Below are 23,057 nucleotides of genomic sequence, written 5' to 3'. Positions count from 1 at the left end.
CAGTGATCGGTCGACGTGCGAACGGCGGATCGAACGACGGGAGACGCCATGCGGGGCGAGGCGACCGTGCTGCACGCCGACCTCGACGCGTTCTACGCCTCGGTCGAACAACGCGACGCGCCCGCCCTGCGCGGCCGCCCCGTCATCGTCGGCGGTGGCGTCGTACTGGCCGCGAGCTACGAGGCGAAGGCACGGGGGGTGCGCACCGCGATGGGCGGGCGGCAGGCGCGCGAGCTCTGCCCCGACGCCATCGTGGTGCCGCCCCGCATGGACGCGTACTCGGCGGCGAGCAAGGAGGTCTTCGCGATCTTCCGCGATACGACCCCGCTCGTCGAAGGCATCTCGATCGACGAGGCCTTTCTCGAGGTCGGCGGACTGCGCCGGCTCTCGGGGACGCCCGAGGAGATCGCCATGCGGCTCCGGGCTCGCGTCCGCGCCGAGGCGGGGCTCGCGATCTCGGTCGGCGTCGCGCGCACCAAGTTCCTCGCGAAGGTCGCGAGCGCCGTGAGCAAGCCCGACGGGCTGCTCATCGTCGAGCCCGAGCGCGAGCAGGAGTTCCTGCTGCCGCTCCCGGTCGAACGTCTCTGGGGGGTGGGTGCCGTCACGGCCGAGAAGCTCCACCGCCTCGGCATCCGAACCGTCGGCGAGCTCGCCGAGCTCGAGGCCGCGACGGCCGAGCGGCTGCTGGGTCGCGCGGTCGGCGCGCACCTCCATGCACTCGCCCGCCTGCGCGACCCCCGACCCGTCGACACGACCCGGCGCCGCGGATCCATCGGGTCGCAACGAGCACTCGGCGCGCATCCGCGGTCGCCCGAGGAGCTCGACCTCATCCTCACGCAGATCATCGACCGGCTCGCGCGCCGGTTGCGGGACCGTGACCGCGCCTGCCGGTCCGTCGTCCTCCGCCTCCGCTTCGGCGACTTCACGAGGGCGACGCGCTCGCGCAGCCTGCGCACGCCGACCGACCGCACCTCGGTGCTGCTGGACCTCGCCCGCGGTCTCCTCGACGCCGCGCAGCCGCAGATCGACGCACGCGGCATCACCCTGATCGGCGTGTCCTTCTCACAGCTGTCCCGCTCCGACGAGATGCCCCCTGAACTCCCGATCGACTGGGGCGACGGGCACCGCCTCGACACCGTACTCGACAGCGTGCGCGACCGCTTCGGTGCGACATCGGTCTCCCGCGCCGCCCAGCTCGGCCGCAACCCCGGCATCGAGGCGCCGCTGCTGCCCGAACACGAATAGCGCGCTCTTCATCTCGTGCGGCGGGGCGCTCGACCGAACGCCGACACGGGGACGCTCGAGGGCCGAATTACATCGGCGCCATGTCGGCGAACTTGGAGAAGTGGCCCTGGAACGCGACCGTGATCGTGCGGGTCGGACCGTTACGGTGCTTCGCCACGATGAGGTCGGCCTCGCCTGCGCGAGGGCTGTCGCGCTCGTACGCGGCCTCGCGGTGCAGCAGGATCACCATGTCGGCGTCCTGCTCGATCGAGCCCGACTCACGGAGGTCGCTGATCGCGGGCATCTTGTCGGCGCGCTGCTCGGGGCCACGGTTCAGCTGCGAGAGGGCGATGACCGGCACCTGGAGCTCTTTCGCGAGCAGCTTCAGCGCTCGCGAGAACTCCGAGACCTCCTGCTGGCGGCTCTCGACGCGCTTGCCGCTCGTCATGAGCTGCAGGTAGTCGATGACGACCATCTTCAGGCCGACCTTCTGCTTGAGTCGGCGGCACTTCGCGCGGATCTCGACGAGGGTCATGTTGGGGGAGTCGTCGATGTAGAGGGGGGAGTCGTTGATGCGGCCGCGGGTCGAGGCGATCGTCGTCCAGTCGCGGGAGTCGACGGTGCCCTTGCGCATGTTCTGCAGCGGCACGTTCGACTCGGCCGAGAGCAGGCGCATGGCGATCTCGCTCTTGCCCATCTCGAGCGAGAAGAAGACCGACGGCAGGCCGTTGGTGATCGACGCCGCACGGGCGAAGTCGAGCGCGAGCGTCGACTTGCCCATGGCGGGGCGGGCGGCGACGATGATCATCTGCCCGGGGTGGAACCCGTTCGTCAGGTCGTCGAGGTCGGCGAAGCCGGTCGGGACGCCGGTGAACTTGCCGTCGGTGTGCTTTGCCGCCTCGATCTCGTCGATGGCGACGGTGACCGCTTCGGAGAGCGGCACGTAGTCTTCGGTCTCGACCGAGCCGGTGACCGAGTAGATCTCGGCCTGGGCGTTGTTGACGAGGTCGACGACCTCGCCCTCGCCGGCGTAGCCCATCTGCACGATGCGGGTGCCCGCCTCGACGAGACGGCGCAGCAGCGCGCGCTCGGCGACGATCGAGGCGTAGAAGCCGGCGTTCGCGGCGGTCGGCACGAGGCTCGTGAGGGTGTGGAGATACTCGACTCCGCCCGCGCGCTGCAGATCGCCGGTCTTCGTCAGCTCGTCGGTGACGGCGATGACGTCGGTCGGCTCGCCGTGCGAATACAGCGTGAGCACGGCGTTGAAGATGACCTCGTGCTTGGGCACGTAGAAGTCGATGCCCCGGATCGTCTCGATGACGTCGGCCACGGCGTCCTTCGAGAGCATCATGCCGCCGAGGGCGCTCTGCTCGGCGAGGAGGTCGTGAGGAGGAACGCGTTCGCCTCGTCGGGCGTCGGTCTCATCGACCGGTTCGGCGAGCCCGATGTGCGCGATCGACAACTCCATGACCTCCGTTTTCGAGCTCGTGCGGGCGAGCGTCCCGCGCCCGCACTTCAGTGTCATCGGAGCCACCGACACCGGCTCATCGACGCGAGAAGATCCACTGTTCGTGGGACGCTGCTTCACGATATGAGCGGCTCGTCCACAGCACAAGCCAGCCTGTGGATAACTCTGGGGATAATCTGGGCGAAACGCCGTTCAACATGTGTACTCCACCTGTGGAGAACTGTGGAATTCATGTGAATTACACGAGTTGAATTCTGTGCTGATCAGGTAAAAATACTTTGCACACCTGTGGGGAAAAACTTCTTCAGGAACATTCCCCAGCCGGTTCTCCACCTGTGTACAACAGTCACAGGGAACCCGGATGTGGACTTGCGCGCGAACCCCGCGCGGGTGTAGGTGCCGCCTGGGATTCCGCACGCGCACGGCACCCGTCCGGGACACGCTCGAGTGCGACGGACGGACGGTTCGGAACGACGAAGCGGCGGCCGGGAGCCGAAGCTCCCGACCGCCGCTCGCGATCTCGGGCGATTACTTCGCCGCGACCACCTGAAGGATGATCGTCGCGGTGAGCTCGTCGTGCAGACGAACCGTCGCCTCGTGGTCGCCGACCGACTTGATCGGCGTGGGGATCTGGATCTTGCGCTTGTCGACCGAGCCGAGGCCAGCGGCCTCGACGGCGTCGGCGACATCCGCCGTCTTCACCGAGCCGAACAGGCGGCCGCCGAGGCCGGCCTTGACGGCCAGCTTGACCTTGCCCGCCTCGAGCTTGGCCTTGAGGGCCTGCGCGTCTTCGAGCGAGTGCAGGGCGCGAGCCGCACGGGCGGCCTTGATCTGCTCGACCTGCTTCTCGCCACCGCGGGTCCACGGCGTCGCGAAGCCCTGGGGAACCAGGTAGTTGCGCGCGTAGCCGTTCTTGACCTCGACGACGTCGCCGGCCGTGCCGAGGCCGGTGACCTCGTGCGTGAGAATAACCTTTGCCATTGTCGTGCTCCTTAGCGGCCGGAGCCCGAGTAGGGCAGGAGGGCCATCTCGCGCGCGTTCTTCACGGCGCGGGCGATGAGGCGCTGCTCCTGCACGGAGACACCGGTGATGCGACGGGCGCGGATCTTTCCACGCTCCGAGATGAACTTGCGAAGGGTCGCAACGTCCTTGTAGTCGATGATGCCGACCTTGATCGACTTCGCCGGGGCGGCGTTCTTCGCGCCCTTCCCGCGGCTCGGCTTGCGGCGATCGCCGCTGCTCTTTCCAGCCATTGGTTTTCCTGTCTTGAGGATGCGGGCCGCAGGGCCCGCCGAATATTAGAAGGGGGTCTCGTCGCCGTAGCCGGTGCCGGGGGTGTTCCAGACATCCCCGCCGCCCTGCTGCTGCTGGGCTGCGGGAGCGCTGGGCGCCCACGCGTCGTCGGACTGGCCGCCCCCGAAGGAGCCACCGCCGCCGACCGCACCGCGGTTCGACTGCGCACGAGTCACGGAAGCGGTGGCGTACCGGAGCGAGGGACCGATCTCGTCGATCTCGAGCTCCATGGTGGTGCGCTTCTCGCCTTCCTTCGTCTCGTAGGAACGCTGCTTGAGACGCCCGGAAGCGATGACCCGGGAACCCTTGGTGAGTGAACCCGCGACGTGCTCGGCGAATTCACGCCAGCAGCTCGCGCGCAGGAACAGCGCTTCACCGTCCTTCCACTCGTTCGCCTGACGGTCGAACGTACGAGGAGTGGAGGCGATGGTGAAGTTGGCAACCGCCAGACCGTTCTGCGTGTAACGCAGCTCGGGATCTGCAGTGAGGTTGCCCACCACGGTGATGATGGTCTCGCCGGCCATGGGGACTAGGCGTCCTTCTTGGCGGGGGCCTTGGCGGCGGCGGCGGCCTTCTTGGCGGCCTTCGCCTCCTGAGCCTTCGCGTGAGCGGCGACCTGGGCGATCGCCTCTTCTGCGCGGAGCACCTTCGTGCGCATGACGGCCTCGCTGAGGTTCAGCTGGCGGTCGAGCTCGTTGGTGGTCGCGGACTCGGCGGTGAAGTCGACGACGGCGTAGATGCCCTCGGACTTCTTGTTGATCTCGTAAGCCAGGCGACGACGTCCCCAGATGTCGACCTTGTCGACAGTGCCGCCATCGTTACGGATGACGTTGAGGAACTTGTCAAGGCTGGGAGCAACGGTGCGCTCGTCGATCTCGGGATCGAGGATGACCATCAGCTCGTACTGGTGCATGACTAACCCACCTCCTTCGGACTCAGCGGCTGCAGGATCTCTGCAACAGGAGGGTTGTGCATACGTCGCACCGAGGAGGCCTCGCAATCGAGGCGCACGGGCAACCTGTCAATGGTAACGGATGCCCCGCGCTCGCGCCATTCGACAGCGAGGATGCCTCGAACTCCGCCGAGAGGCGGCGAAGGCGAGCACGCGCGCGGCCCGGTCCACGGTCACTCGCGAGCGGCCCACCAGGCGCGCAGGCGATCGGCCGCGGCATCCTCACCGATGGGGCCTTCGTCGAGCCGCACCTCGAGCAGGTACTTGTAGGCCTCGCCGACGACGGGTCCCGGCTTGATGTCGAGCAGCTTCATGATCTGCTGGCCGTCGAGCTCGGGCCGCACCGCGGCGAGCTCCTCCTCTTCGGCGAGCACGGCGATGCGCTCCTCGAGGTCGTCGTAGGCGAACGCGAGCTGGTCGGCCTTGCGCCGGTTGCGGGTCGTGACGTCGGCGCGGGAGAGGATGTGCAGCCGCTCGAGCTGCTGGGCATCGCCCGCGTCGCGCACGTAGCGGCGCACGGCCGAGTCCGTCCACGCGCCGTCGGTGTAGCCGAAGAACCGCAGGTGCAGCTCGATGAGGCGCGAGACCGCGGCGACCGTGTCGTTGTCGAAGCGCAGTGCGCGCAGGCGCTTGCGGGCGAGCTTCGCACCGACCACGTCGTGGTGGTAGAAGCTCACGGCGCCGCCCGGCTCGTAGCGGCGCGTCGCCGGCTTGCCGATGTCGTGCAGCAGCGCCGCGAGCCGGAGCACGAGGTCGGGGCGACCCGGCACGTCGCGCTCGCGCTCGTAGTCGATGGCCTGTTCGAGCACGATGAGGCTGTGCTCGTACACGTCCTTATGGCGGTGGTGCTCGTCGCGTTCGAGGCGCAGCGCGGGCAGCTCGGGCAGCACCCGGGCGGCGAGCCCCGAGTCGACGAGGAGGCGGAGCCCGGGTCGCGGCGCATCGGTGAGCAGCAGCTTGGCGAGCTCGTCGCGCACGCGCTCGGCCGAGATGCGGTCGATCTCGGGGGCGAGGTCGCTCAGCGCCTGCGTCGTGGCGTCCTCGACCTCGAATCCGAGCTGCGAGGCGAATCGCGCGGCACGGAGCATGCGCAGCGGGTCGTCGCCGAACGACTGCTCGGGGGAGGCCGGGGTGCGCAGCACCTTCGCGACGAGGTCTTCGACGCCGCCCGACGGGTCGACGAGTTCGAGCTGGGGCAGCCGCAGCGCGAGCGCGTTCACGGTGAAGTCGCGCCGGGTGAGGTCGGCCTCGAGCGAGTCGCCGAAGACCACCTCGGGCTTGCGCGAGTCGCCGTCGTACGCGTCGGCCCGGTAGGTCGTGATCTCGACCGTCTCGCCGGCCACCTTCGCGCCGATCGTGCCGAAGGCACGGCCGATGTCCCAGTGGGCCTCGGCGATCGGCTTGACGATCGCGAGGATCTCGTCGGGCGTGGCATCCGTCGTGAAATCGAGGTCGTTCATCGCGCGGCCGAGGAACGCGTCGCGGACGGGGCCCCCGACGAGCGCCAGTTCATGGCCCGCCTGCTCGAACGCCGCGGCGAGCTTCGCGACGGTCGGCGAAGCCGCCGCCTCGGCCAGGCGGTCGAGGGCTGCGGCGACACTCTGCATGCCTCCCATGTTAAGCGGGCCATGTTCAGCGGGCGGGGTCGGCGGCGCGGGGAGCGGTTGCCGGGCGGGAACGCGTCGAGCGGATGCCGGGCTCGGTCACCGTAGAATCGCCTGCATGGCAGCCGACTCGACTCCTGCGCGCGCGCGCGGCGATCGGCTTCCGGCGACGGCGTCGGTGGGCGAGGCGGATGCCACGGGGCGGGCCGTTCACTCGGGCGACGCGGCGCACGCATCGGCGCGAACGACCGGCACCGGACGCCGTCGCGGCGTCGCGCTGGGCATCGCCGCCGCCGCGGTGTGCGCGGTGGTCGCCGCACCGCTCGGTGCGCTGGCCGTCGCGGGCGGGCCCGACGGCGAACGCCGCGCCGCCCCGGTCCCGATTCAGGCCCCCGCGGAGGACCCGGAGGGGATCGCACTGCACGTCGCGCCTGCGAGCGCGACGACGGTCACCGCCGGGCAGCCGCTGACGGTGCAGGTCGAGGTCGAGAACGCCACCGCCGAGGCCCTCGCCGCCGGCACTCTGCGTCTCACCCGCGCCGACGGCGACATCGACGACTCCGACGAGCTCGACGCCTGGCTGGCGAGTGCCGGCGCGACCGACGAGGGCACCGCCCCCGACGGCGTTGCGCTCGGCGAGGCCGAGACCCGACCGGTCCCGGCGGGATCGAGCACCCTCGTCTCCTTCACCGTGCCGGCTTCGGCGATCGCCGCTGCCGGCGACGCACCCGTCCTCGGGCTCGGCGCGGAACTCGTGGTCGACGACATGCTCGTCGCCTCCGGCACCGACGCCTTCGCCACGTCCGCGGCACCGGCCACGAGCGCCACGTCGGTCGCGCTCGTCTACCCGCTCACGGTGCCCGCGAGCTCCTCCGGGCTGTTCGATGCCGAGACGCTCGAGGAGTGGACCTCGCCGCTCGGTCTCCTCGACCGGCAGCTCGACGCGGTCGCCGGGCGACCGGTCGCGATCGGCGTCGACCCCCGCATCATCGCCTCGATCCGGGTGCTCGGCAGCTCCGCGCCCGCGTCGGCCGTCGAGTGGCTGGACCGGCTCGGCCAGGCCGGCAATGAGATATTCCCGCTCGCGTATGCAGACGCCGACGTCGCGCTGCAGGCGCAGCTCGGCCTCGACGACCTGCTCGCGCCGACCGGCTTCGTCGACGTGCTCGACCCCGCCGACTTCCCCGAGCAGCCCGCGCCCGAGGGCGATGGCGACCCGGCGAGCGAGACCGTGGCGCCGGCCGACGGCGCCACGGCGACGCCCGCTCCCGGCGAAACCGCCGAGCCCGAACCCACTCCGCCCGCCCCAGGCGAGGTGCCGAGCACCGAGATGCTGCTCGACTGGCCCTACACGCGGACGGACATCGCCTGGCCCGCCGACGACACCGTCGCCGCAGGCGATCTGGCCGTGCTCGACGCGGCGGGGCTCACGACGGCCATCCTGTCGCCCGGCAACGTCACCGCCCCCGGCGGCCGCGTCGGCGCCGCCGCCTCGATCGACGGCTCGACCGCCGTCGTCGCCGACGCACGGCTGACCGCGCCGCTGCGCGAGGCATCCGTCGCCGACTCCGACACGGAGTGGCGCTCGGCGACCGGACACCTCCTCGCCGAACTCGCACTCGATTCGGGCGATTCACCCTCGGCGCTGCTCGCGACCTTCGGCCGCGACGCGGGGGACCACTCGACCCGGGTGGCCGCGACGCTCGATGAGCTGACCGGCGCATCCTCGGCACGAACCGCGGGCCTGGCCGAGGCGATCGGCGCCCCGCCGACGTCCCGCGCGCTCGTCGACCTCGCCGAGGACGCCTCTCGCGTCGACTCCGCCCAGCGGATGCTCGCTGCCGCGGACTCGGTCGCCGAGTTCTCGACGGTGCTCGACGACCCTGCGCTGCTGAACGACCCGGTCCGCCGCGACCTCCTCGCGATGCTCGATGTGGCCTGGCTCTCCGACCGGGCGGCGTGGGAGACCGCGGTCGCCGAATGGCTCACCGCGCGCCGCGCGACGACCGAATCCGTGTCGGTCGTGCCCTCCTCGAGCGTCAACATCTTCGCCCGCGAGACGCCACTGCCCGTGACGGTGCTGAACGCGCTTCCGTACCCGGTGACCGTGATCGTCTCGGCAGACCCGTCGAACGGCCGACTCGTGGTCGAGGAGAGCGTCACCGCGAACATCCCCGCCGAGTCCCGCAGCACCGTGCAGGTGCCGATCACCGCGGGCGTCGGACGCGGCGAGGTGACCATCGCGATCTCCCTCTCGTCTCCGACCGGAGTCTCCGTCGGGCGCACCGTCTTCATCACCGGCAACGTGCAGGCCGACTGGGAGGGCCTCGGCGCCGGCATCCTCGCGACCGCGCTGGTGCTCTTCTTCGGCTTCGGGATCTGGCGCAACATCCGCCGTCGCCGCAAGCAGCGCGCGGCGGATGCGGCCGGAACCGCCGCCCCCGATGAGGCAGAAGCGGTCGAGACGACCGAGCCGCTCGACACGACGGATGCTCCGGCGCACACTGCCGACGCCGTCGAGCACACCGAACCCGACTCCGACCCCGAGGACCCGAAGCGTGACTGACGACCGTATCGGCCGCGCGAGCCTGTTCCTCGCATCGGGGACGCTCGTCTCCCGCATCCTCGGCTTCGTGAAAGCGATCGTGCTCGCCGCCACCATCGGCGTGGTGCCGTCGGTCAGCGCCGATGCGTTCGCGGTCGCGAACGGCCTGCCGAACACCGTGTACGTGATCGTCGCGGGCGGTGTGCTCAGCGCGGTGCTCGTGCCGCAGATCGTCCGGGCCTCGACCCACGCAGACGGCGGCGGCGCCTACATCAACAAACTCCTCACCCTTGCGATGGTGATCCTGCTCGGCGCCACCGTGCTCGCCACCGCGGCCGCGCCGCTCCTCACCTCGCTCTACGCCGGCTCGAACGCCGACATCCTGCCGCTCGCCATCGCGTTCGCCTGGTGGTGCATGCCCCAGATCTTCTTCTACGGCCTCTACACCCTGCTCGGCGAGGTGCTCAACGCACGTCGCAGCTTCGGCCCGTTCACCTGGGTGCCTGTGTTGAACAACGTCGTCGCGATCGCCGGGCTCGTGGCATTCGGGTTCGCCTTCGGCTTCGACCCCGACGGTCTTCGCGACGTCGGCGACTGGACCGGAGGCATGGTCGTCCTGCTCGCGGGCTCGGCGACGCTCGGCATCGTCGTCCAGGCGGTCGTGCTGTTCTGGTTCTGGCGTCGCGTCGGGCTCCGCTACCGACCCGACTTCGCGTGGCGCGGCGTCGGACTGCGTACTGCGGGCAAGCTCGCCGGATGGACGTTCGGCATGCTCCTGCTGACGACCCTCGCCGGCATCGTGCAGACGCGCGTGCTCTTCGTCGCGACCGGTCAGGGTGCCTCGGTCGCCGCCTTCGACACCGCATGGCTGGTGTTCATGCTGCCCCACTCGGTCATCACCGTCTCGATCGCCACCGCGTACTTCACCCGCATGAGCGAGCACGCGGCCATCGAGAATCTCGACGAGGTGCGGAACGACCTCTCGAGCGCCCTGCGCGGCGTGCTCGTGATCCTCGCCCTCGCCGCCGCCGGACTCATCGTCGTCGCCTACCCCTTCGGCGCGGTCTTCCAGTCCGGATTCGCGGCAGCGTCCGCCATCGGCAACATCCTGATCGCGCTCGCGATCGGCCTCGTGGCCTTCAGCCTGCTCTTCGTCGTGCAGCGCACCTTCTACGCACTGAACGACACACGCACCCCGTTCTTCTTCACGCTGTTCCAGGTGATCGTGTTCTCGATCGCCGCGTTCGCGTGCCTCCTCCTTCCGATCGCCTGGATCGGTGTCGGCGTCGCCCTCGCGACGACACTTGCCGTGGTCGCCCAGTTCACCCTCGCGACGGTGCTGCTGCGCCGCCGCCTCGGCACGCTCGACGGCCGCCGCATCGGCCGTGCGCTCTTCCGTTCGCTCGTCGCGCTCGTGGCCCCCGTGATCGTCGGCCTGGTGCTCCTCGTCGCCCTCGGCGGTACGAGCGAGGGAGGCTTCGCAGTCTCGAGCCGCGTGGGCGCGATCGTCTCCATGGCGATCATCGGTGTGGTCATGACCGGGCTCTACTTCGGCGGTCTCTGGCTGCTGCGCTCGCCCGAACTGCGCGGCTTCGCCGAGCCGCTCCTCACCCGCCTCCGCCGACGCTGAGCCGCTCCGCGATCGGGGTCGCCCGAGGCATCCGTCACACACTGCGCGCGCTCAGGCGGCCGGAATACCGGGCGCCTAGACTGTGTTGACCATGGCGTGACCTCCGGAATCTCCGGGGGCCGCATCACTGACGCACCGCTGAGAGCATCAAGGAGCATCGTTGCGCGACATCATCATCATCGGTTCGGGCCCGGCCGGCTTCACCGCCGCGATCTACGCCGCCCGCGCGCAGCTGAAACCCCTGCTCATCGCGAGCTCGGTCGAGATCGGCGGCGAGCTCATGAACACCACCGAGGTCGAGAACTACCCCGGGTTCCCCGAGGGCATCATGGGTCCCGACCTGATGACGAACTTCCAGCAGCAGGCCGAGCGCTTCGGCACCGAGGTCGTCTATGACGACGTCGTCGAGCTCGAGCTCGACGGACCGGTCAAGCGTGTCAAGCTCGGCAACGGCGAGACCCACGAGGCCGCAGCGGTCATCTACGCGACGGGCTCGGCCTACCGCAAGCTCGGCCTGCCCGAAGAAGAGGTGCTGTCGGGCCACGGCCTCTCGTGGTGCGCGACCTGCGACGGCTTCTTCTTCCGCCAGAAGACGATCGCGGTCGTCGGCGGCGGCGACTCGGCGATGGAGGAGGCGACCTTCCTCACGCGCTTCGCCGACAAGGTCTACGTGATCCACCGCCGCGACACCCTCAAGGCCTCGAAGATCATGCAGCAGCGCGCCTTCGACAACGAGAAGATCGAGTTCATCTGGAACGCCGAGATCGCGGCGATCCACGGCACCGAGGCCGTCACCGGCGTCACCCTGCGCGACACCGTGAACGGCGAGGAGCGCGGCCTCGACCTCGACGGACTGTTCGTCGCGATCGGCAACGACCCCCGCACCCACCTCGTACACGGCAAGCTCGACCTGACCGCCGAGGGCACCATCGCGGTCGACGGGCGCAGCTCCCGCACGAGCGTGACCGGCGTGTTCGCCGCGGGCGACGTCATCGACCCCAGCTACCGCCAGGCGATCACCGCAGCAGGTTCGGGCGCCGCAGCGGCCCTCGACGCCGAGCACTACCTCGCCGCGCTCGAGTCGGGCGACGACGAGGAGGCTGCTCCAGTGGCCGCCCCCGAGCTCGCCGGCGTCGCGGCCGAATAGACGCCCGACACGCGGCATCCCACCGGGGTTCCGCGTCACCGGATCCCACCCAGCTTCCACGCTTCCACTAAGGAGAACGCAATGTCCGCACGTGCAGTGACCGAGGCCACCTTCGAGCAGGAGGTCCTCAACAACGACAAGCCCGTCATCGTCGACTTCTGGGCCGAGTGGTGCGGCCCGTGCCGCGCCGTCAGCCCGATCCTCGACCAGATCGCGACCGAGCACGCCGACAAGATCGACATCGTCAAGCTCAACGTCGACGAGCACCCGAACCTCGCCATGAAGTACCAGATCACCGCGATCCCGGCGTTCAAGGTGTTCAAGGGCGGCGAAGTCGTGCAGAGCTTCGTCGGCGCCAAGCCGAAGCCGGCCCTCGAGGCCGACCTCGCCGCCTACATCGCGTAGTCGGCGGTCGATTCGTACGAAGACCCGTCCGGCGAATGCCGGGCGGGTCTTTCGCATCCCCACGGCGGATGCCACGTGGCATCCGTCATTTCGCCGGTTCACCGGCAACTAGCATGGAAATCCCGAGCAGAACGGAACTCGCAGTGACCTCTGACGGCGTCCCCCAGCGGACCGGCAACAACCTCGACCCCTGGTACGCGAACTACGCCGAGCGAGCCGCCGGCCTGGCCGCCTCCGAGGTTCGAGCCCTGTTCGCCGTCGCGTCGCGCCCCGAGGTGGTCTCGCTCGCCGGCGGCATGCCGTTCGTCTCCGCCCTCCCGCAGGATCTGATCGTCTCCTCGATGGACAAGGTCATGCGCGAGCAGGGCCCGACTGCACTGCAATACGGCTCTGGTCAGGGGATTCCCGCGCTTCGCGAGCAGATTCTCGAGGTCATGGCCATCGAGGGAATCCGCGGAGCGGTCGACGACGTCGTGACGGCGACGGGCTCGCAGCAGGCGCTCGACCTCGTCGCGAAGCTCTTCCTCGACCCCGGCGACGTGGTGCTCGCCGAGGCGCCGTCCTACGTCGGCGCGATGGGCGTGTTCCGCTCGTACCAGGCGAGCGTGATGCACGTCGCGATGGACGAGAACGGCCTCATCCCCGAGGCACTCCGCCAGACCATCGCGCACCTGCGCGGCCAGGGCCGGCGCATCAAGTTCCTCTACACGATCCCGAACTTCCACAACCCGGCCGGCGTCACGCTCTCCGCCGAGCGCCGCCCCGAGATCCTCGAAATCTGCCGCTCGAACGAGATCCTCGTGCTCGAGGACAACCCGTACGGCCTGCTGCACTTCGACGAGCCGGCGCCGAACGCCTTGCGCTCGCTCGATGCCGATGGCGTCATCTACCTCGGCTCCTTCTCGAAGACCCTCGCGCCGGGCTTCCGGGTCGGCTGGGCGCTGGCGCCGCACGCGATCCGTGAGAAGCTCATCCTCGCCGCTGAGTCGGCGATCCTCTCGCCGTCGTCATTCAGCCAGCTCGTCGTCTCCGAGTACCTGGCCACCGCCGACTGGCGCGCGCAGATCGATACCTTCCGCGGTGTCTACCGCGAACGCAAGGACGCGATGATCGAGGCGCTGGGGGAGTACCTGCCGCAGCTCTCGTGGACGAACCCGAACGGCGGCTTCTACGTCTGGGTCACCATGCCCGACGTGCTCGACTCGAAGCAGATGCTGCCGCGTGCGGTGAAGGAGCTCGTCGCGTACACGCCCGGCACCGCCTTCTTCGCCGACGGCCGCGGCCGCCACGCGATGCGGTTGTCGTTCTGCTATCCGACGCCCGACGCGATCCGGCTCGGCATCCGTCGCCTCGCGACCGTCGTGAACGGCGAACTCGACCTGCTCGACACCTTCGCCGGCACGGGAACGCTGCAGCTGCCGCCGAGCGCGGGCTTCGAGTCCGCTCCGCCGTCCGACCTCAAGTAGCCCTCGATCCCAACCTCGCTGAGCGGAGAATCCCTGATCATGAGCGAATCCAACGGATTGCACGTCGTCGTTCTCGCGGGTGGCATCTCGCATGAACGGGATGTCTCGCTGCGTTCGGGTCGTCGCGTCGCCGACGCCCTGACCGCGGCCGGGCACCGAGTGACGCTGCGCGATCCCGACGCCGGGCTGCTGCCCTACCTCGCTGCCGAGCGACCCGACGTCGTGTTCCCCGCGCTGCACGGGTCGAGCGGTGAGGACGGTTCGCTGCTCGACCTGCTCGCGGCGCTCGGCGTCGCGACCGTGGGTTCGTCAGGGCAGGCCGCGCGGCGCGCCTGGTCGAAGCCCGTCGCGAGTTCGCTGCTCGCCGAAGCCGGGGTCGCCGTGCCCGAGTCGATCGTGCTGTCGCACGAGGCATTCCGCGAGCTCGGCGCCTCGAGCGTGCTGCGCGTCGTGCGCGAGAAGCTCGACGGCGAACTCGTCGTGAAGCCGGCCTCGGGCGGATCGGCACAGGGCGTGACCATCGTCGAGACGACCGACGAGCTTCCCCGAGCCATGGTGGAGGCGTTCACCTACGCCGACGTCGCCGTCGTCGAACGACGCGTCGTCGGCACCGAGATCGCCGTGACCGTCATCGATGCGGGTGACGGCCCCACCACGTTGCCCGCCGTCGAGATCGAGCCGACCACGGGCATCTACGGATTCCAGGCTCGCTACAACGCGGGGGAGACCACCTTCTACACGCCGTCGCGACTCGGCGAGGCCGAGCTCGCGGCCGTGACTGAGGCGGCGGTCGTCGCGCACCGCACCCTCGGCCTGCGCGACCTCTCTCGCATCGACTTCATCGTGGATGCCTCGGGCACCCCGTGGTTCCTCGAGGCGAACGTGCTGCCGGGTCTCACCGAGACCTCGCTCGTGCCCCTCGCGATCGAGGCATCCGGATCGGACGCGGCGTCGATCTACGGACAGCTCGTCCGCACCGCGCACGCTCGGTCGGTTTCGGGCTCGGTCGCGTCGGCGGATTCGGACTCGGGTTCGGACTCGTCCGAAAGTTGAGCTGAACGACGAACGGGGGTGGCCGTGGCCACCCCCGTTCTCGTGTCTCCGGACGCTCGAAATCTACGATTTCAGTTCGTCAGGAGCGATTCTGCGACGAAATCGCGATCAGACCCCGTCGAGTTCCTCGCCGAGCTCGCTCAGGATGCGACGCAAGTCCTGGACCGTCGCGAAATCAATGCTGATCTGGCCTTTTCGAGCGCCGAGCGCGATCTTCACCCGAGTGTTGAGGCGATCACCGAGTCGGGTCGCCAGGTCGTCGAGGAAGTCCTGCCGCTTGCCAGCAGATGGCTTGAGTCGCGACGGCTTCGGCTCCTTGGTGGCGATCGACTCGGCCGCCCGAACCGACAGCTCCTCGTTCACGATCTTGTCGGCGAAGCGCTGCATCTCCTCGGTGTCACCGACCGAGAGGATCGCGCGAGCGTGACCCGCCGTCAGCACACCGGCGGCGACGCGAAGCTGAACCGGCTCGGGCAGCTTCAGCAGTCGGAGGGTGTTCGAGATCTGCGGTCGCGAGCGACCGATGCGGGTGGCGAGCTGCTCCTGCGTGATGCCGAAATCCGAGAGCAGCTGCTGGTAGGCCGACGCCTCTTCGAGGGGATTGAGCTGCGAACGGTGGAGGTTCTCGAGGAGCGCATCGCGCAGCATGTCCTCGTTCGCGGTGTCCTTGACGACCGCCGGGATCGTGTCGAGGCCGGCGGCCTTGGTCGCACGGAGTCGTCGCTCGCCCATGACGAGCTCGTACTTGCCGGCCTGGTCGGGGTGCGGGCGAACGACGATCGGCTGCAGCACCCCGAACTCGCGGACGCTGTGCACGAGCTCGGCGAGGTCTTCGGGGTCGAACACACTTCGCGGCTGCACCGCGTTCGGCACGATGTCGTTCGGATCGAGGCGCGCGAGGCGCGCGCCGGGCACCGCGACGAGACCCTCGGTCTCGGCAGCCTGCTCGACGACCGCGACCGCGACGGGGGAGGAGGATGTGGCGGTGTCGGAGTCAGGGAAGAACACGTCGACCGGGCGGCTCGCCCGCGTCGCGTCGTCACCACTCGGAATCAGCGCGCCGATGCCACGGCCGAGTCCAGTTCGCTTGCTTGCCATCAGTTCGACTCCTCAGGGGTGGCCGCGCCGCGACGGGCGATCTCGGCGGCGGCTTCTCGGTAAGACAGGGATCCGGTCGAGGCGAAGTCGTAGCTGATGACGCTCTGGCCGTAGCTGGGAGCTTCGGAGACGCGCACCGACCGCGGAATGATGGTCTGCAGCGTCTGGACCGGGAAATGGTCGCGCACCTCCTGAGCGACCTGCTGGGCGAGGTTGGTGCGGGAGTCGTACATCGTCAGCAGGATCGTGGAGAGACGGAGCTCGGGATTCAGATGCTTCTCGATCAACTCGATGTTGCTGAGCAGCTGCGAGAGGCCTTCGAGCGCGTAGTACTCGCACTGGATGGGGATGAGCACCTCGCGCGCCGCGACGAAGGCGTTGATCGTCAGCAAGCCCAGCGAAGGCGGGCAGTCGATGAAGACGTAGTCGTAGGGACGCTCCATCGTTGCGAGGTGCGTGTCGAGTGCACGGCGCAAGCGCTGCTCACGGGCCACGAGCGAGACGAGTTCGATCTCGGCTCCGGCGAGGTGGATGGTCGCCGGAACGCAGTCGAGCCGCTCGTGTTCGGTCGACGGCCGGATGACCTCGGCCAGCGGGAGGTCGGCGACGAGTACCTCGTAGACGCTCTTCTGCTCAGAACGGTGGTCGACGCCGAGTGCAGTCGAGGCGTTGCCCTGCGGGTCGAGATCGATGACCAGCACCTTCGCGCCCGAGCGGGCGAGCGCCGCGGCCAAGTTCACCGCGGTGGTCGTCTTGCCGACGCCGCCCTTCTGGTTCGAGATCGTGAGCACGCGTGTAGCGGGCGGCAACGGCAGCACCGATTCCTCGAGCGCGATGCGCCGACGCGTTTCATCGGCAAGTTCGTAGGCCAGGGGAGTTCCTCCGTGATCGATCGATGTTTCACGTGAAACATCGGGGGCTTCGGCCGGCTGGACCGGTGCGGGCACCGCCGACTCCATGGTGGTCTGCACCGGCGAAGCCGGAGAAATTTCTGCGGGCTCGACGAGCTCATCCTCTGCGTTCGCAATGGAGTCTCCCGTTGTGGCTCCAGTGAGCTCGACCTCAGGCTGCTCCACCGCGGGCGGTGTCAGGTTCGAGAGCGAAGACATCGACGGCGTGGACCCGGCGTGCTGCGGATCCTCCAGCGTCTGACGCGGGTCGCCGATCGTGCTCTCATCACTGAGGGGAGTCGCTGCACTGCTCGTTTCCGCTGCTGTCACGACCTCATCCACATGCTGCTGCACCGCGACCGGCGCGGTCTGCAGGGCAGTGGCGGTATCGACCGCGGCGTCGCCGACGATCTCGCGAATGAGATCTTCGAGCAGCCGATCGGGCCCATGCGCGTGCTCAACGGCATACACCGTCGATGCGCCGCCCTCCACCGGATCATCCGAGAGCGCCGCGGCCGTCGCGGCGTCCCAGTCGATGCCCGCCGAGGTGCCCTGGGTCTGCAGCCGGGTCTGCTCAGTTGACTCGTCATTCAGCGACGAGGGTGCCGATCCGTTGCTCGCCTGATCAGCCGGAGCGATCGGGGCCTCGACGCCCGCGGCGGGAGCGGCGGCAACGACCGGGTCGGGTACGACCGACGAGTCATCCGCGGTGTTCAGGTCTGCAGCGGCGTCGTTCTGGTGGGGGCGTTTGCGATGAAACCATCCACGTCCCCCGCCAGGTGTCATGCCCTCTGCTCCAAACCGATGATGCGCCTGCGCCCAGTTTCGCGGGCGCGACCCGAGAGATAAGCCTAACCGGCCCGACTGACTTGCGCCGGTCGAAAAGGCCGCCATCGAGGATGTCGATCGAGCAACTCAACCGTGCGCCCGAAAATGGACGGCGGCCGCTCCCGACAAGGCGTGCCCGCGAAGCTTCACGTGAAACATCTGCTGCCCACTCGCACATGCGCTCCGCATCGCTCCGTTCCCCAAGAGTCGGTCGGCCCAAGGTGCTTCGGCATCGTGCCCGTCCGCCGATGAAGGCATCCTGCAGGCGTGCTCCGGCAGAACGGCGCGCCATTCGCTTCGCCGTTGCCTCACCGTTCGGCACCATGCAGCGGTTGCAGTTGAGTACGCCTCCTCCCGCTGATCCAGGTCCTCGACGTTTCACGTGAAACATCCGTGAGGCTCGGGGGAGCGGCTGCGCTCCCACCCCTGCGCCCACGGTGATGAGTGTTGGAGCGCTCGCGCCCATGCCCGGGCCTCCCGCCGACCGCTGAGATTCATCGCCCGGATGCGTGATCGAGTCTCACTGCGCTGCGCGAGCATGCGCACGGCTGCCCCGAGTGACAGGGTGTCTCTGAGTGCTCGTTACGCGACGACGGCCGACGAGACCACGGCTGTTCCCACCGCGCGGCGCGTTGACGTTTCACGTGAAACATCGTCGATGTGTCGCGTGCTCGATCGGCCCGAACAACTGAAGGATCGGGTCGGTCGCGGGCGACGCGGGAGGGGAGGGCCCTGAGCAACGCAGAAGTCGTCTCGAGCGCGACCTCGGGCACCGCCTCAACTCGCATCCGCTGGATTTCCATCCCCGTGCACAGGAGGTGGAGCCTCGTCTCACCGGGTCGGTGCGAGGTCATCGACGCCGGCGGTCCAGATCCGATGCGATCGTCCAGTCATCGACGAACTCCCGCCGCCCCCGTCCCTCCTCCGCGAAGGCGGGCGGCTCCCGACACACCAGTTCCGCAGGCTGCGAGCCCATGAGGAGGTCCGGGAGCGGCGGTGAGGGCCCTCGCGCACGTCACAGCCGGTACCTCGATCGGGCAACGGGCCTTGCGGAGACACACCCCTGATCCGACCCCAAGCCGCGCGCTGCAATGACCATCTCCTCGGCTCACTTCCAACGCCTCGAACCACTCGATGGCAGAGCCCGCGGGCGCGCCGCACGTGCCGGAGCTCTCGTGCACGAAGCACCTCCACGCGACAAGCCGATCATCAGCGACAGAGCCGGGCGTCCCTCCTGCACCATCAGGCAACCGCGAAGCAAGCGAACGGAAGGATGCCGGGCACGACGATCGCGCCATCTTGGTCCTCGAGTGGATTGGCGGGACCTTCGCCACGGCGCCGCGGCGACCCTGATGATCGACCGCCGCGACCACCACGTGAGTTCCACCGCCTGACCGCACCCCAACAGCACACGTCAACACCGCATGCCCATCGCGATGGACCACCGCAGCGCCGACCGCGAGCCCGAGGCAGACGATCGTCGGCTCATCCGGGCGCGAGCAGTTCGAGCGTTCTCTGTTGATGCGATCGGGCCAGTACTCCTCCCACAGCCGATCGCGGGCGGCCTCGACACGTACAGTCTGTGGCGCCCTGTCATCGATGAACTCGGCTGCTGTCTCCGCCGGTCGGTCGTGCTGCGTCTCACCACGCGCCAGGCCTGCTCGAGCACCACGACGTGGCAGGAGCCCATTCCAACCGACGCGTTCATGGCGCCCATCCGCCTCACCACCCAATGCCCCGCATCCGGAGTCCCCTGTCTCTCAACCGTCGAGAACACCGACGTCGCTGCCCGCAGCTCAATTTCCGCTGCGGCAATCGATGTGATCGCGCTTGCTCCGCGAGCCGTCAGCCGGTCACGTTCAGAAGAACGCAGCGGGGATCGCTCGCGCGAGGGCTCGACCTACGACGTTCGAGGCAGGGAGGGGAGTGGACGGCCACAGATCGCATGACCCCTTCGCCACGCGTCATACCGATGGACCGACGCAGTCCGGGGTGCGAGCACCTCGACGACGGATGGCCGCGAGGAAGGCGACCGCCACCAGGCTGTCCCCGATCACGCCGACAGGAATCGCGCACGTCGCCGCAGCACCCTTCTCGCGCCACGAACCGCCCAGACGACAACGGGCCCGTGGGGTCGGAGTACAACTCCGATCCACGGGCCCGACGCAGTGTTTCACGTGAAACATCGGCGCAGCGGCCGGCGACGACTTTCTCCGGGTCAGTCGACCTTCGCGCGGAAGACGCGGGTCACTTCGGAGTCAGGGACGACTCCCTCGCCGAGGACCAGAACCTCGACGTCGCTCAGCTTGTACTTGCGGATGACCTTCTCGGCCGCACCGATCTCGCCGTCGACACCTGCGCCCTTCATGAGCACGAGCTCGCCGCCGGCACGAAGCAGGGGAGCGGTGACCGGGATGAGGGTGCGCAGCGCGCTCACGGCCCGTGCAGTCACCTGGTCGAGCGAGTCGCCGAGCTTCGATTCCTCGGCGCGGGCACGAATGACCGTGACGTTCGCGAGTTCCAGCTCCGCCGCCTGACGCTCGAGCCACGCGACGCGGCGCTCCATCGGCTCGATCAGCGTGAACTCGACGTCAGGCCGCATGATCGCGAGCACCAGACCGGGGAGGCCTGCGCCCGAGCCGACGTCGCCCACGCGTCCGGGTCGAAGCAGCGGCGCGACGAGCGCACTGTTCAGTACGTGTCGCGTCCACAGCCGGGGGAGTTCGAGTGGACCGATGAGCCCGAGCTCCTCACCGTGCCGCGCGAGCGCCGTGGTGAAGGCACGCCCCTTCTCGAGGTGCGGTCCGAAGAGTTCCGCGGCCGCGGCGGGTTCGGGTTCGAGTCCGTCGATCATCGTTCCGTGCGAGACCTCAGGCGCCGCGGGTGATGACGGTGTGCCGATCGGCACCCTCGCCGCGCGACTCCGAGTGGAAGCCGTGCTCGGCCACCAGGTCGTGCACGAGCTTGCGCTCGTACGACGACATCGGGGGGAGCGAGGCTTCGGCCGCGCCGGCCTCGATGCGCTCGACGGCACGGGTGACCAGCGAAGCCAGTTCGTCACGACGCGCGTCGCGCGAGCCGCCGATGTCGAGGATCAGGCGCGAGAAGGCACCGGTCTTCGTCTGCACGGCGAGGCGGGTGAGCTCCTGCAGTGCGCTGACGGTGTCGGGCTTCGAGAGCAGGTTCAGGTTCGCACCCTCACCGGCGTTCACCGAGATGTACGCGCGGCCGTTGCGGGCATCGATGTCGATGTCACCGTCGAGGTCGGTGATGTCGAGCAGTTCCTCGATGTAGTCGGCGGCGATGTCGCCCTCTTCTTCGAGCTGCGAGGTCGAGCGCTCGGCTGCTGCGTCGTGCTGCACGTCGGTCATGGTTACTTCCCCTGCTTCTTGGCGCGCGCCTTGCCGATGGGCTGCTGACGCTGAGTCTTCTTGGGCTCTTCGACGGCGATGGCGCCTTCGGGCTTGTCTTCGACGACGAGCTTGCCCTTCTTCGCGAGACGGGCCTCGCGGGCCTTCGCGGCGTCACTGCCCGGCGTCGGCATGTTGCGGATGACGACGAACTGCTGGCCCATGGTCCAGAAGTTCGAGACGAGCCAGTAGAACATGACGCCGAGCGGGAAGGCGACGCCCGAGAACGCGAAGACCAGGGGGAGCAGGTACAGCAGGATGCGCTGCTGGCGGAACATGGGGCTCGCCTTGGTCTCGGGCGACATGTTCTTCGAGACGATCTGCAGCTGCGTGATGAACTGCGACGCGGTCATGAGCACGATCATCGTGAGGGCGATGATCATCACGTTGACGCTGAAGGCGTCGCCGGCGACCATGAGGTTCCATTCGCCGATGAAGGTCGCCTTCAGCGGGGCGCCGAGGAACTCGGCGTTGGCGAACGAGTTCGCAAGCTCCTGCGTGAAGACGCCGACGCCGGCCTTGTCGTGCTGCGCGTCGTTGAGCACCGAGAAGAGGCCGAAGAAGATCGGCATCTGCAGCAGCAGGGGGAGGCACGAGGAGAGCGGGTTGGTGCCCGTCTTCTTGTAGAGCTCCATGGTCTCGCGCGACATGGCCTCGCGCGAGTACTGGTCCTTCTTGCCCTTGTACTTGTCCTGGATCTTCTTGAGCTGCGGCGCCACCTCGAGCATGCGGCGCTGGCTCTTGATCTGTCGGACGAAGATCGGGATGAGCGCGGCTCGGACGACGATCACCAGACCGACGATCGAGAGGACCCAGGTGACACCCCCGTCGGGATCCATGCCGATGAAGGTCCACAGCGAGTGGAACGCAACGAGGATCAGCTCGATGACCCACTTGATGGGCCAGAGAATCAGGCTGATGATGTCCATTTGGCGGTGTCAGTCCTTCCGGGACATGGTGGGGGAGGCGGTGACGATCGCCGCATCGTTGCGGGTCGAAGACTGAACCGGGTCGAGACCGGTGGATGCCACGTGGTGGTCGTGCTTGTGGAGGTGCGCGTGCGGCGCGGGCGCCGAGGCATCCGCGTGAACCCAAGCTGCCGGCAGGACCCAGCCGAAGCCGGTGACGCGGTAGCGCTGGTGGCGGGCGGCGCGCACATCGTCGATGCCGCCGGGCGACCAGGGGTTGCAGCGGAGGATCCGCCACGCGGTGAGGGCCGAGCCCACGAGAAGACCTCGTTGCTGCACGGAGCCGAGTCCGTAGGCGGAGCACGAGGGGTAGTAGCGACAGACGTCGCCGTAGAGAGGTGAGATCAGCTTGCGGTAGCCGCGGATCAGGAGGACCCCGGCGTTCCGGGGGATGAGCGCGACGAAGAGCAGGGCATCACGCATGTCATCCGCCCTTCACCCGGTCTTGGACGCGGCGGTCCGAGACGGCGCCGAACACATCCGAACGGAGCGCCGCCCAGTCGGCGGCTGCCGCGGACGGCAGCGCTCGCACGACGATGTCGACTCCGCCGAAACCGTCGCCGAGCACCTCGTGGCACGCGGCCTTGAGCCGGCGACGGACGAGGTTTCGGCGAACTGCGCCGCCGACCTTCTTCGAAACGATGAAGCCGAAGCGCGCGTCGGTGCCCGACTCCCGTGAGCGCACATAGCTCACGGTGTGGGCACCGGCGACCTTCGCACCACGGCGCACGATGACTCGGTAGTCGTCGGCGTTCGTGATGCGATTGGCTTTGGCGAGCACCGAAGAACTATGCGGAGAGTTCGGTGCGGCCCTTGGCGCGACGTGCCGACAGGATGGCACGGCCCGCGCGGGTGCGCATGCGAAGGCGGAAGCCGTGCTTCTTGGCACGACGACGGTTGTTCGGCTGGAACGTACGCTTGCTCATTCTTCTTCTCCGGCTGGTCGAATCTCCTCGCCGGGAAGTGGCTGCGACAGGTGCTGCAGCTCGGCGGCGGGAAAACTGGGTGCCCGAAAGGGCTGGGTCAACTGATTAAAACTACGGCCTCGCACGCGAACGGTCAAACCGAGACGCCGA

21 protein-coding genes are annotated in these 23,057 nt (G+C 68.7%); 7 read left to right on the top strand and 14 right to left on the bottom strand.

All coding sequences use genetic code 11. The features are described 5' to 3' along the window. The first annotated feature begins 48 nt into the window (after window positions 1–48). On the top strand, window positions 49–1,245 hold the full coding sequence (gene dinB, locus ACFVAJ_RS07555) for a DNA polymerase IV (RefSeq protein ID WP_376942726.1): 1,197 nt from the start codon (window positions 49–51) through the stop codon (window positions 1,243–1,245). A gap of 67 nt (window positions 1,246–1,312) precedes the next feature. On the opposite strand, the gene dnaB is transcribed toward dinB, so the two are convergent. The 6 genes from dnaB to ACFVAJ_RS07525 form a co-directional block, all read right to left on the bottom strand. Continuing rightward, complete coding sequence (gene dnaB, locus ACFVAJ_RS07550; RefSeq protein ID WP_376944598.1) at window positions 1,313–2,686, bottom strand: replicative DNA helicase; 1,374 nt, start codon at window positions 2,684–2,686, stop codon at window positions 1,313–1,315. Between the two features lie 534 nt (window positions 2,687–3,220). Then, window positions 3,221–3,673, bottom strand: coding sequence for a 50S ribosomal protein L9 (gene rplI, locus ACFVAJ_RS07545; protein WP_376942724.1), 453 nt, complete (start codon window positions 3,671–3,673; stop codon window positions 3,221–3,223). 11 nt (window positions 3,674–3,684) lie between these two features. Further along, on the bottom strand, window positions 3,685–3,945 hold the full coding sequence (gene rpsR, locus ACFVAJ_RS07540) for a 30S ribosomal protein S18 (RefSeq protein ID WP_022889097.1): 261 nt from the start codon (window positions 3,943–3,945) through the stop codon (window positions 3,685–3,687). A 45-nt stretch (window positions 3,946–3,990) separates the two neighbouring features. Further along, window positions 3,991–4,509, bottom strand: coding sequence for a single-stranded DNA-binding protein (locus ACFVAJ_RS07535; RefSeq protein ID WP_157423766.1), 519 nt, complete (start codon window positions 4,507–4,509; stop codon window positions 3,991–3,993). 5 nt (window positions 4,510–4,514) lie between these two features. Further along, window positions 4,515–4,898, bottom strand: a complete 384-nt coding sequence (gene rpsF, locus ACFVAJ_RS07530) for a 30S ribosomal protein S6 (protein WP_376942722.1) — start codon at window positions 4,896–4,898, stop codon at window positions 4,515–4,517. Between the two features lie 212 nt (window positions 4,899–5,110). Next, window positions 5,111–6,544, bottom strand: a complete 1,434-nt coding sequence (locus ACFVAJ_RS07525) for a CCA tRNA nucleotidyltransferase (protein ID WP_376942720.1) — start codon at window positions 6,542–6,544, stop codon at window positions 5,111–5,113. Window positions 6,545–6,659: 115 nt separating this feature from the next. Between ACFVAJ_RS07525 and ACFVAJ_RS07520 the strand changes: the two genes are divergently transcribed. The 6 genes from ACFVAJ_RS07520 (at window position 6,660) to ACFVAJ_RS07495 (ending at window position 14,787) form a co-directional block, all read left to right on the top strand. After that, complete coding sequence (locus ACFVAJ_RS07520) at window positions 6,660–9,107, top strand: DUF6049 family protein (RefSeq protein WP_376942718.1); 2,448 nt, start codon at window positions 6,660–6,662, stop codon at window positions 9,105–9,107. Continuing rightward, complete coding sequence (gene murJ, locus ACFVAJ_RS07515) at window positions 9,100–10,716, top strand: murein biosynthesis integral membrane protein MurJ (RefSeq protein ID WP_376942716.1); 1,617 nt, start codon at window positions 9,100–9,102, stop codon at window positions 10,714–10,716. The genes ACFVAJ_RS07520 and murJ overlap by 8 nt, the downstream gene beginning before the upstream one ends. Window positions 10,717–10,876: 160 nt before the next feature. Beyond that, window positions 10,877–11,863 (top strand): thioredoxin-disulfide reductase, encoded by a 987-nt coding sequence (gene trxB / locus ACFVAJ_RS07510; protein WP_376942714.1) that lies wholly within the window; start codon window positions 10,877–10,879, stop codon window positions 11,861–11,863. A gap of 81 nt (window positions 11,864–11,944) precedes the next feature. Then, window positions 11,945–12,268 (top strand): thioredoxin, encoded by a 324-nt coding sequence (gene trxA, locus ACFVAJ_RS07505; RefSeq protein ID WP_022889105.1) that lies wholly within the window; start codon window positions 11,945–11,947, stop codon window positions 12,266–12,268. 113 nt (window positions 12,269–12,381) lie between these two features. After that, on the top strand, window positions 12,382–13,734 hold the full coding sequence (locus tag ACFVAJ_RS07500) for a PLP-dependent aminotransferase family protein (RefSeq protein ID WP_376942712.1): 1,353 nt from the start codon (window positions 12,382–12,384) through the stop codon (window positions 13,732–13,734). Between the two features lie 39 nt (window positions 13,735–13,773). Next, complete coding sequence (locus ACFVAJ_RS07495) at window positions 13,774–14,787, top strand: ATP-grasp domain-containing protein (RefSeq protein ID WP_376942710.1); 1,014 nt, start codon at window positions 13,774–13,776, stop codon at window positions 14,785–14,787. 108 nt (window positions 14,788–14,895) lie between these two features. Here the strand turns inward: ACFVAJ_RS07495 and ACFVAJ_RS07490 are convergent, their stop codons facing one another. From ACFVAJ_RS07490 to rpmH, 8 genes are all read right to left on the bottom strand, one after another. Next, entirely contained in the window at window positions 14,896–15,885 is a 990-nt protein-coding gene (locus ACFVAJ_RS07490; RefSeq protein ID WP_376942708.1) for a ParB/RepB/Spo0J family partition protein, read from the bottom strand. Next, window positions 15,885–16,844 (bottom strand): ParA family protein, encoded by a 960-nt coding sequence (locus tag ACFVAJ_RS07485; protein WP_376944596.1) that lies wholly within the window; start codon window positions 16,842–16,844, stop codon window positions 15,885–15,887. The genes ACFVAJ_RS07490 and ACFVAJ_RS07485 overlap by 1 nt, the downstream gene beginning before the upstream one ends. Window positions 16,845–19,821: 2,977 nt before the next feature. Next, window positions 19,822–20,457 (bottom strand): 16S rRNA (guanine(527)-N(7))-methyltransferase RsmG, encoded by a 636-nt coding sequence (gene rsmG, locus ACFVAJ_RS07480; protein WP_376942706.1) that lies wholly within the window; start codon window positions 20,455–20,457, stop codon window positions 19,822–19,824. A 16-nt stretch (window positions 20,458–20,473) separates the two neighbouring features. After that, window positions 20,474–20,974: a protein jag gene (locus ACFVAJ_RS07475; protein WP_376942704.1), complete on the bottom strand. Its 501-nt coding sequence runs from the start codon at window positions 20,972–20,974 to the stop codon at window positions 20,474–20,476. A gap of 2 nt (window positions 20,975–20,976) precedes the next feature. Beyond that, window positions 20,977–21,942, bottom strand: a complete 966-nt coding sequence (gene yidC / locus ACFVAJ_RS07470) for a membrane protein insertase YidC (protein WP_376942702.1) — start codon at window positions 21,940–21,942, stop codon at window positions 20,977–20,979. 9 nt (window positions 21,943–21,951) lie between these two features. Then, window positions 21,952–22,404, bottom strand: coding sequence for a membrane protein insertion efficiency factor YidD (yidD, locus tag ACFVAJ_RS07465; protein ID WP_376942700.1), 453 nt, complete (start codon window positions 22,402–22,404; stop codon window positions 21,952–21,954). A 1-nt stretch (window position 22,405) separates the two neighbouring features. Further along, window positions 22,406–22,762, bottom strand: coding sequence for a ribonuclease P protein component (gene rnpA / locus ACFVAJ_RS07460; protein ID WP_376942698.1), 357 nt, complete (start codon window positions 22,760–22,762; stop codon window positions 22,406–22,408). A gap of 7 nt (window positions 22,763–22,769) precedes the next feature. Beyond that, a complete protein-coding gene (gene rpmH, locus ACFVAJ_RS07455) occupies window positions 22,770–22,907 on the bottom strand; it encodes a 50S ribosomal protein L34 (RefSeq protein WP_022889115.1) in 138 nt (45 codons plus the stop codon). Window positions 22,908–23,057 lie beyond the last annotated feature (150 nt).

Source organism: Agromyces sp. NPDC057679, assembly GCF_042799635.1.
In the GTDB taxonomy this organism is placed as follows: Bacteria; Actinomycetota; Actinomycetes; order Actinomycetales; family Microbacteriaceae; genus Agromyces.
The sequence above is the reverse complement of the archived record's forward strand: the minus strand, read 5'-3'. Positions and strand labels throughout refer to the sequence as shown.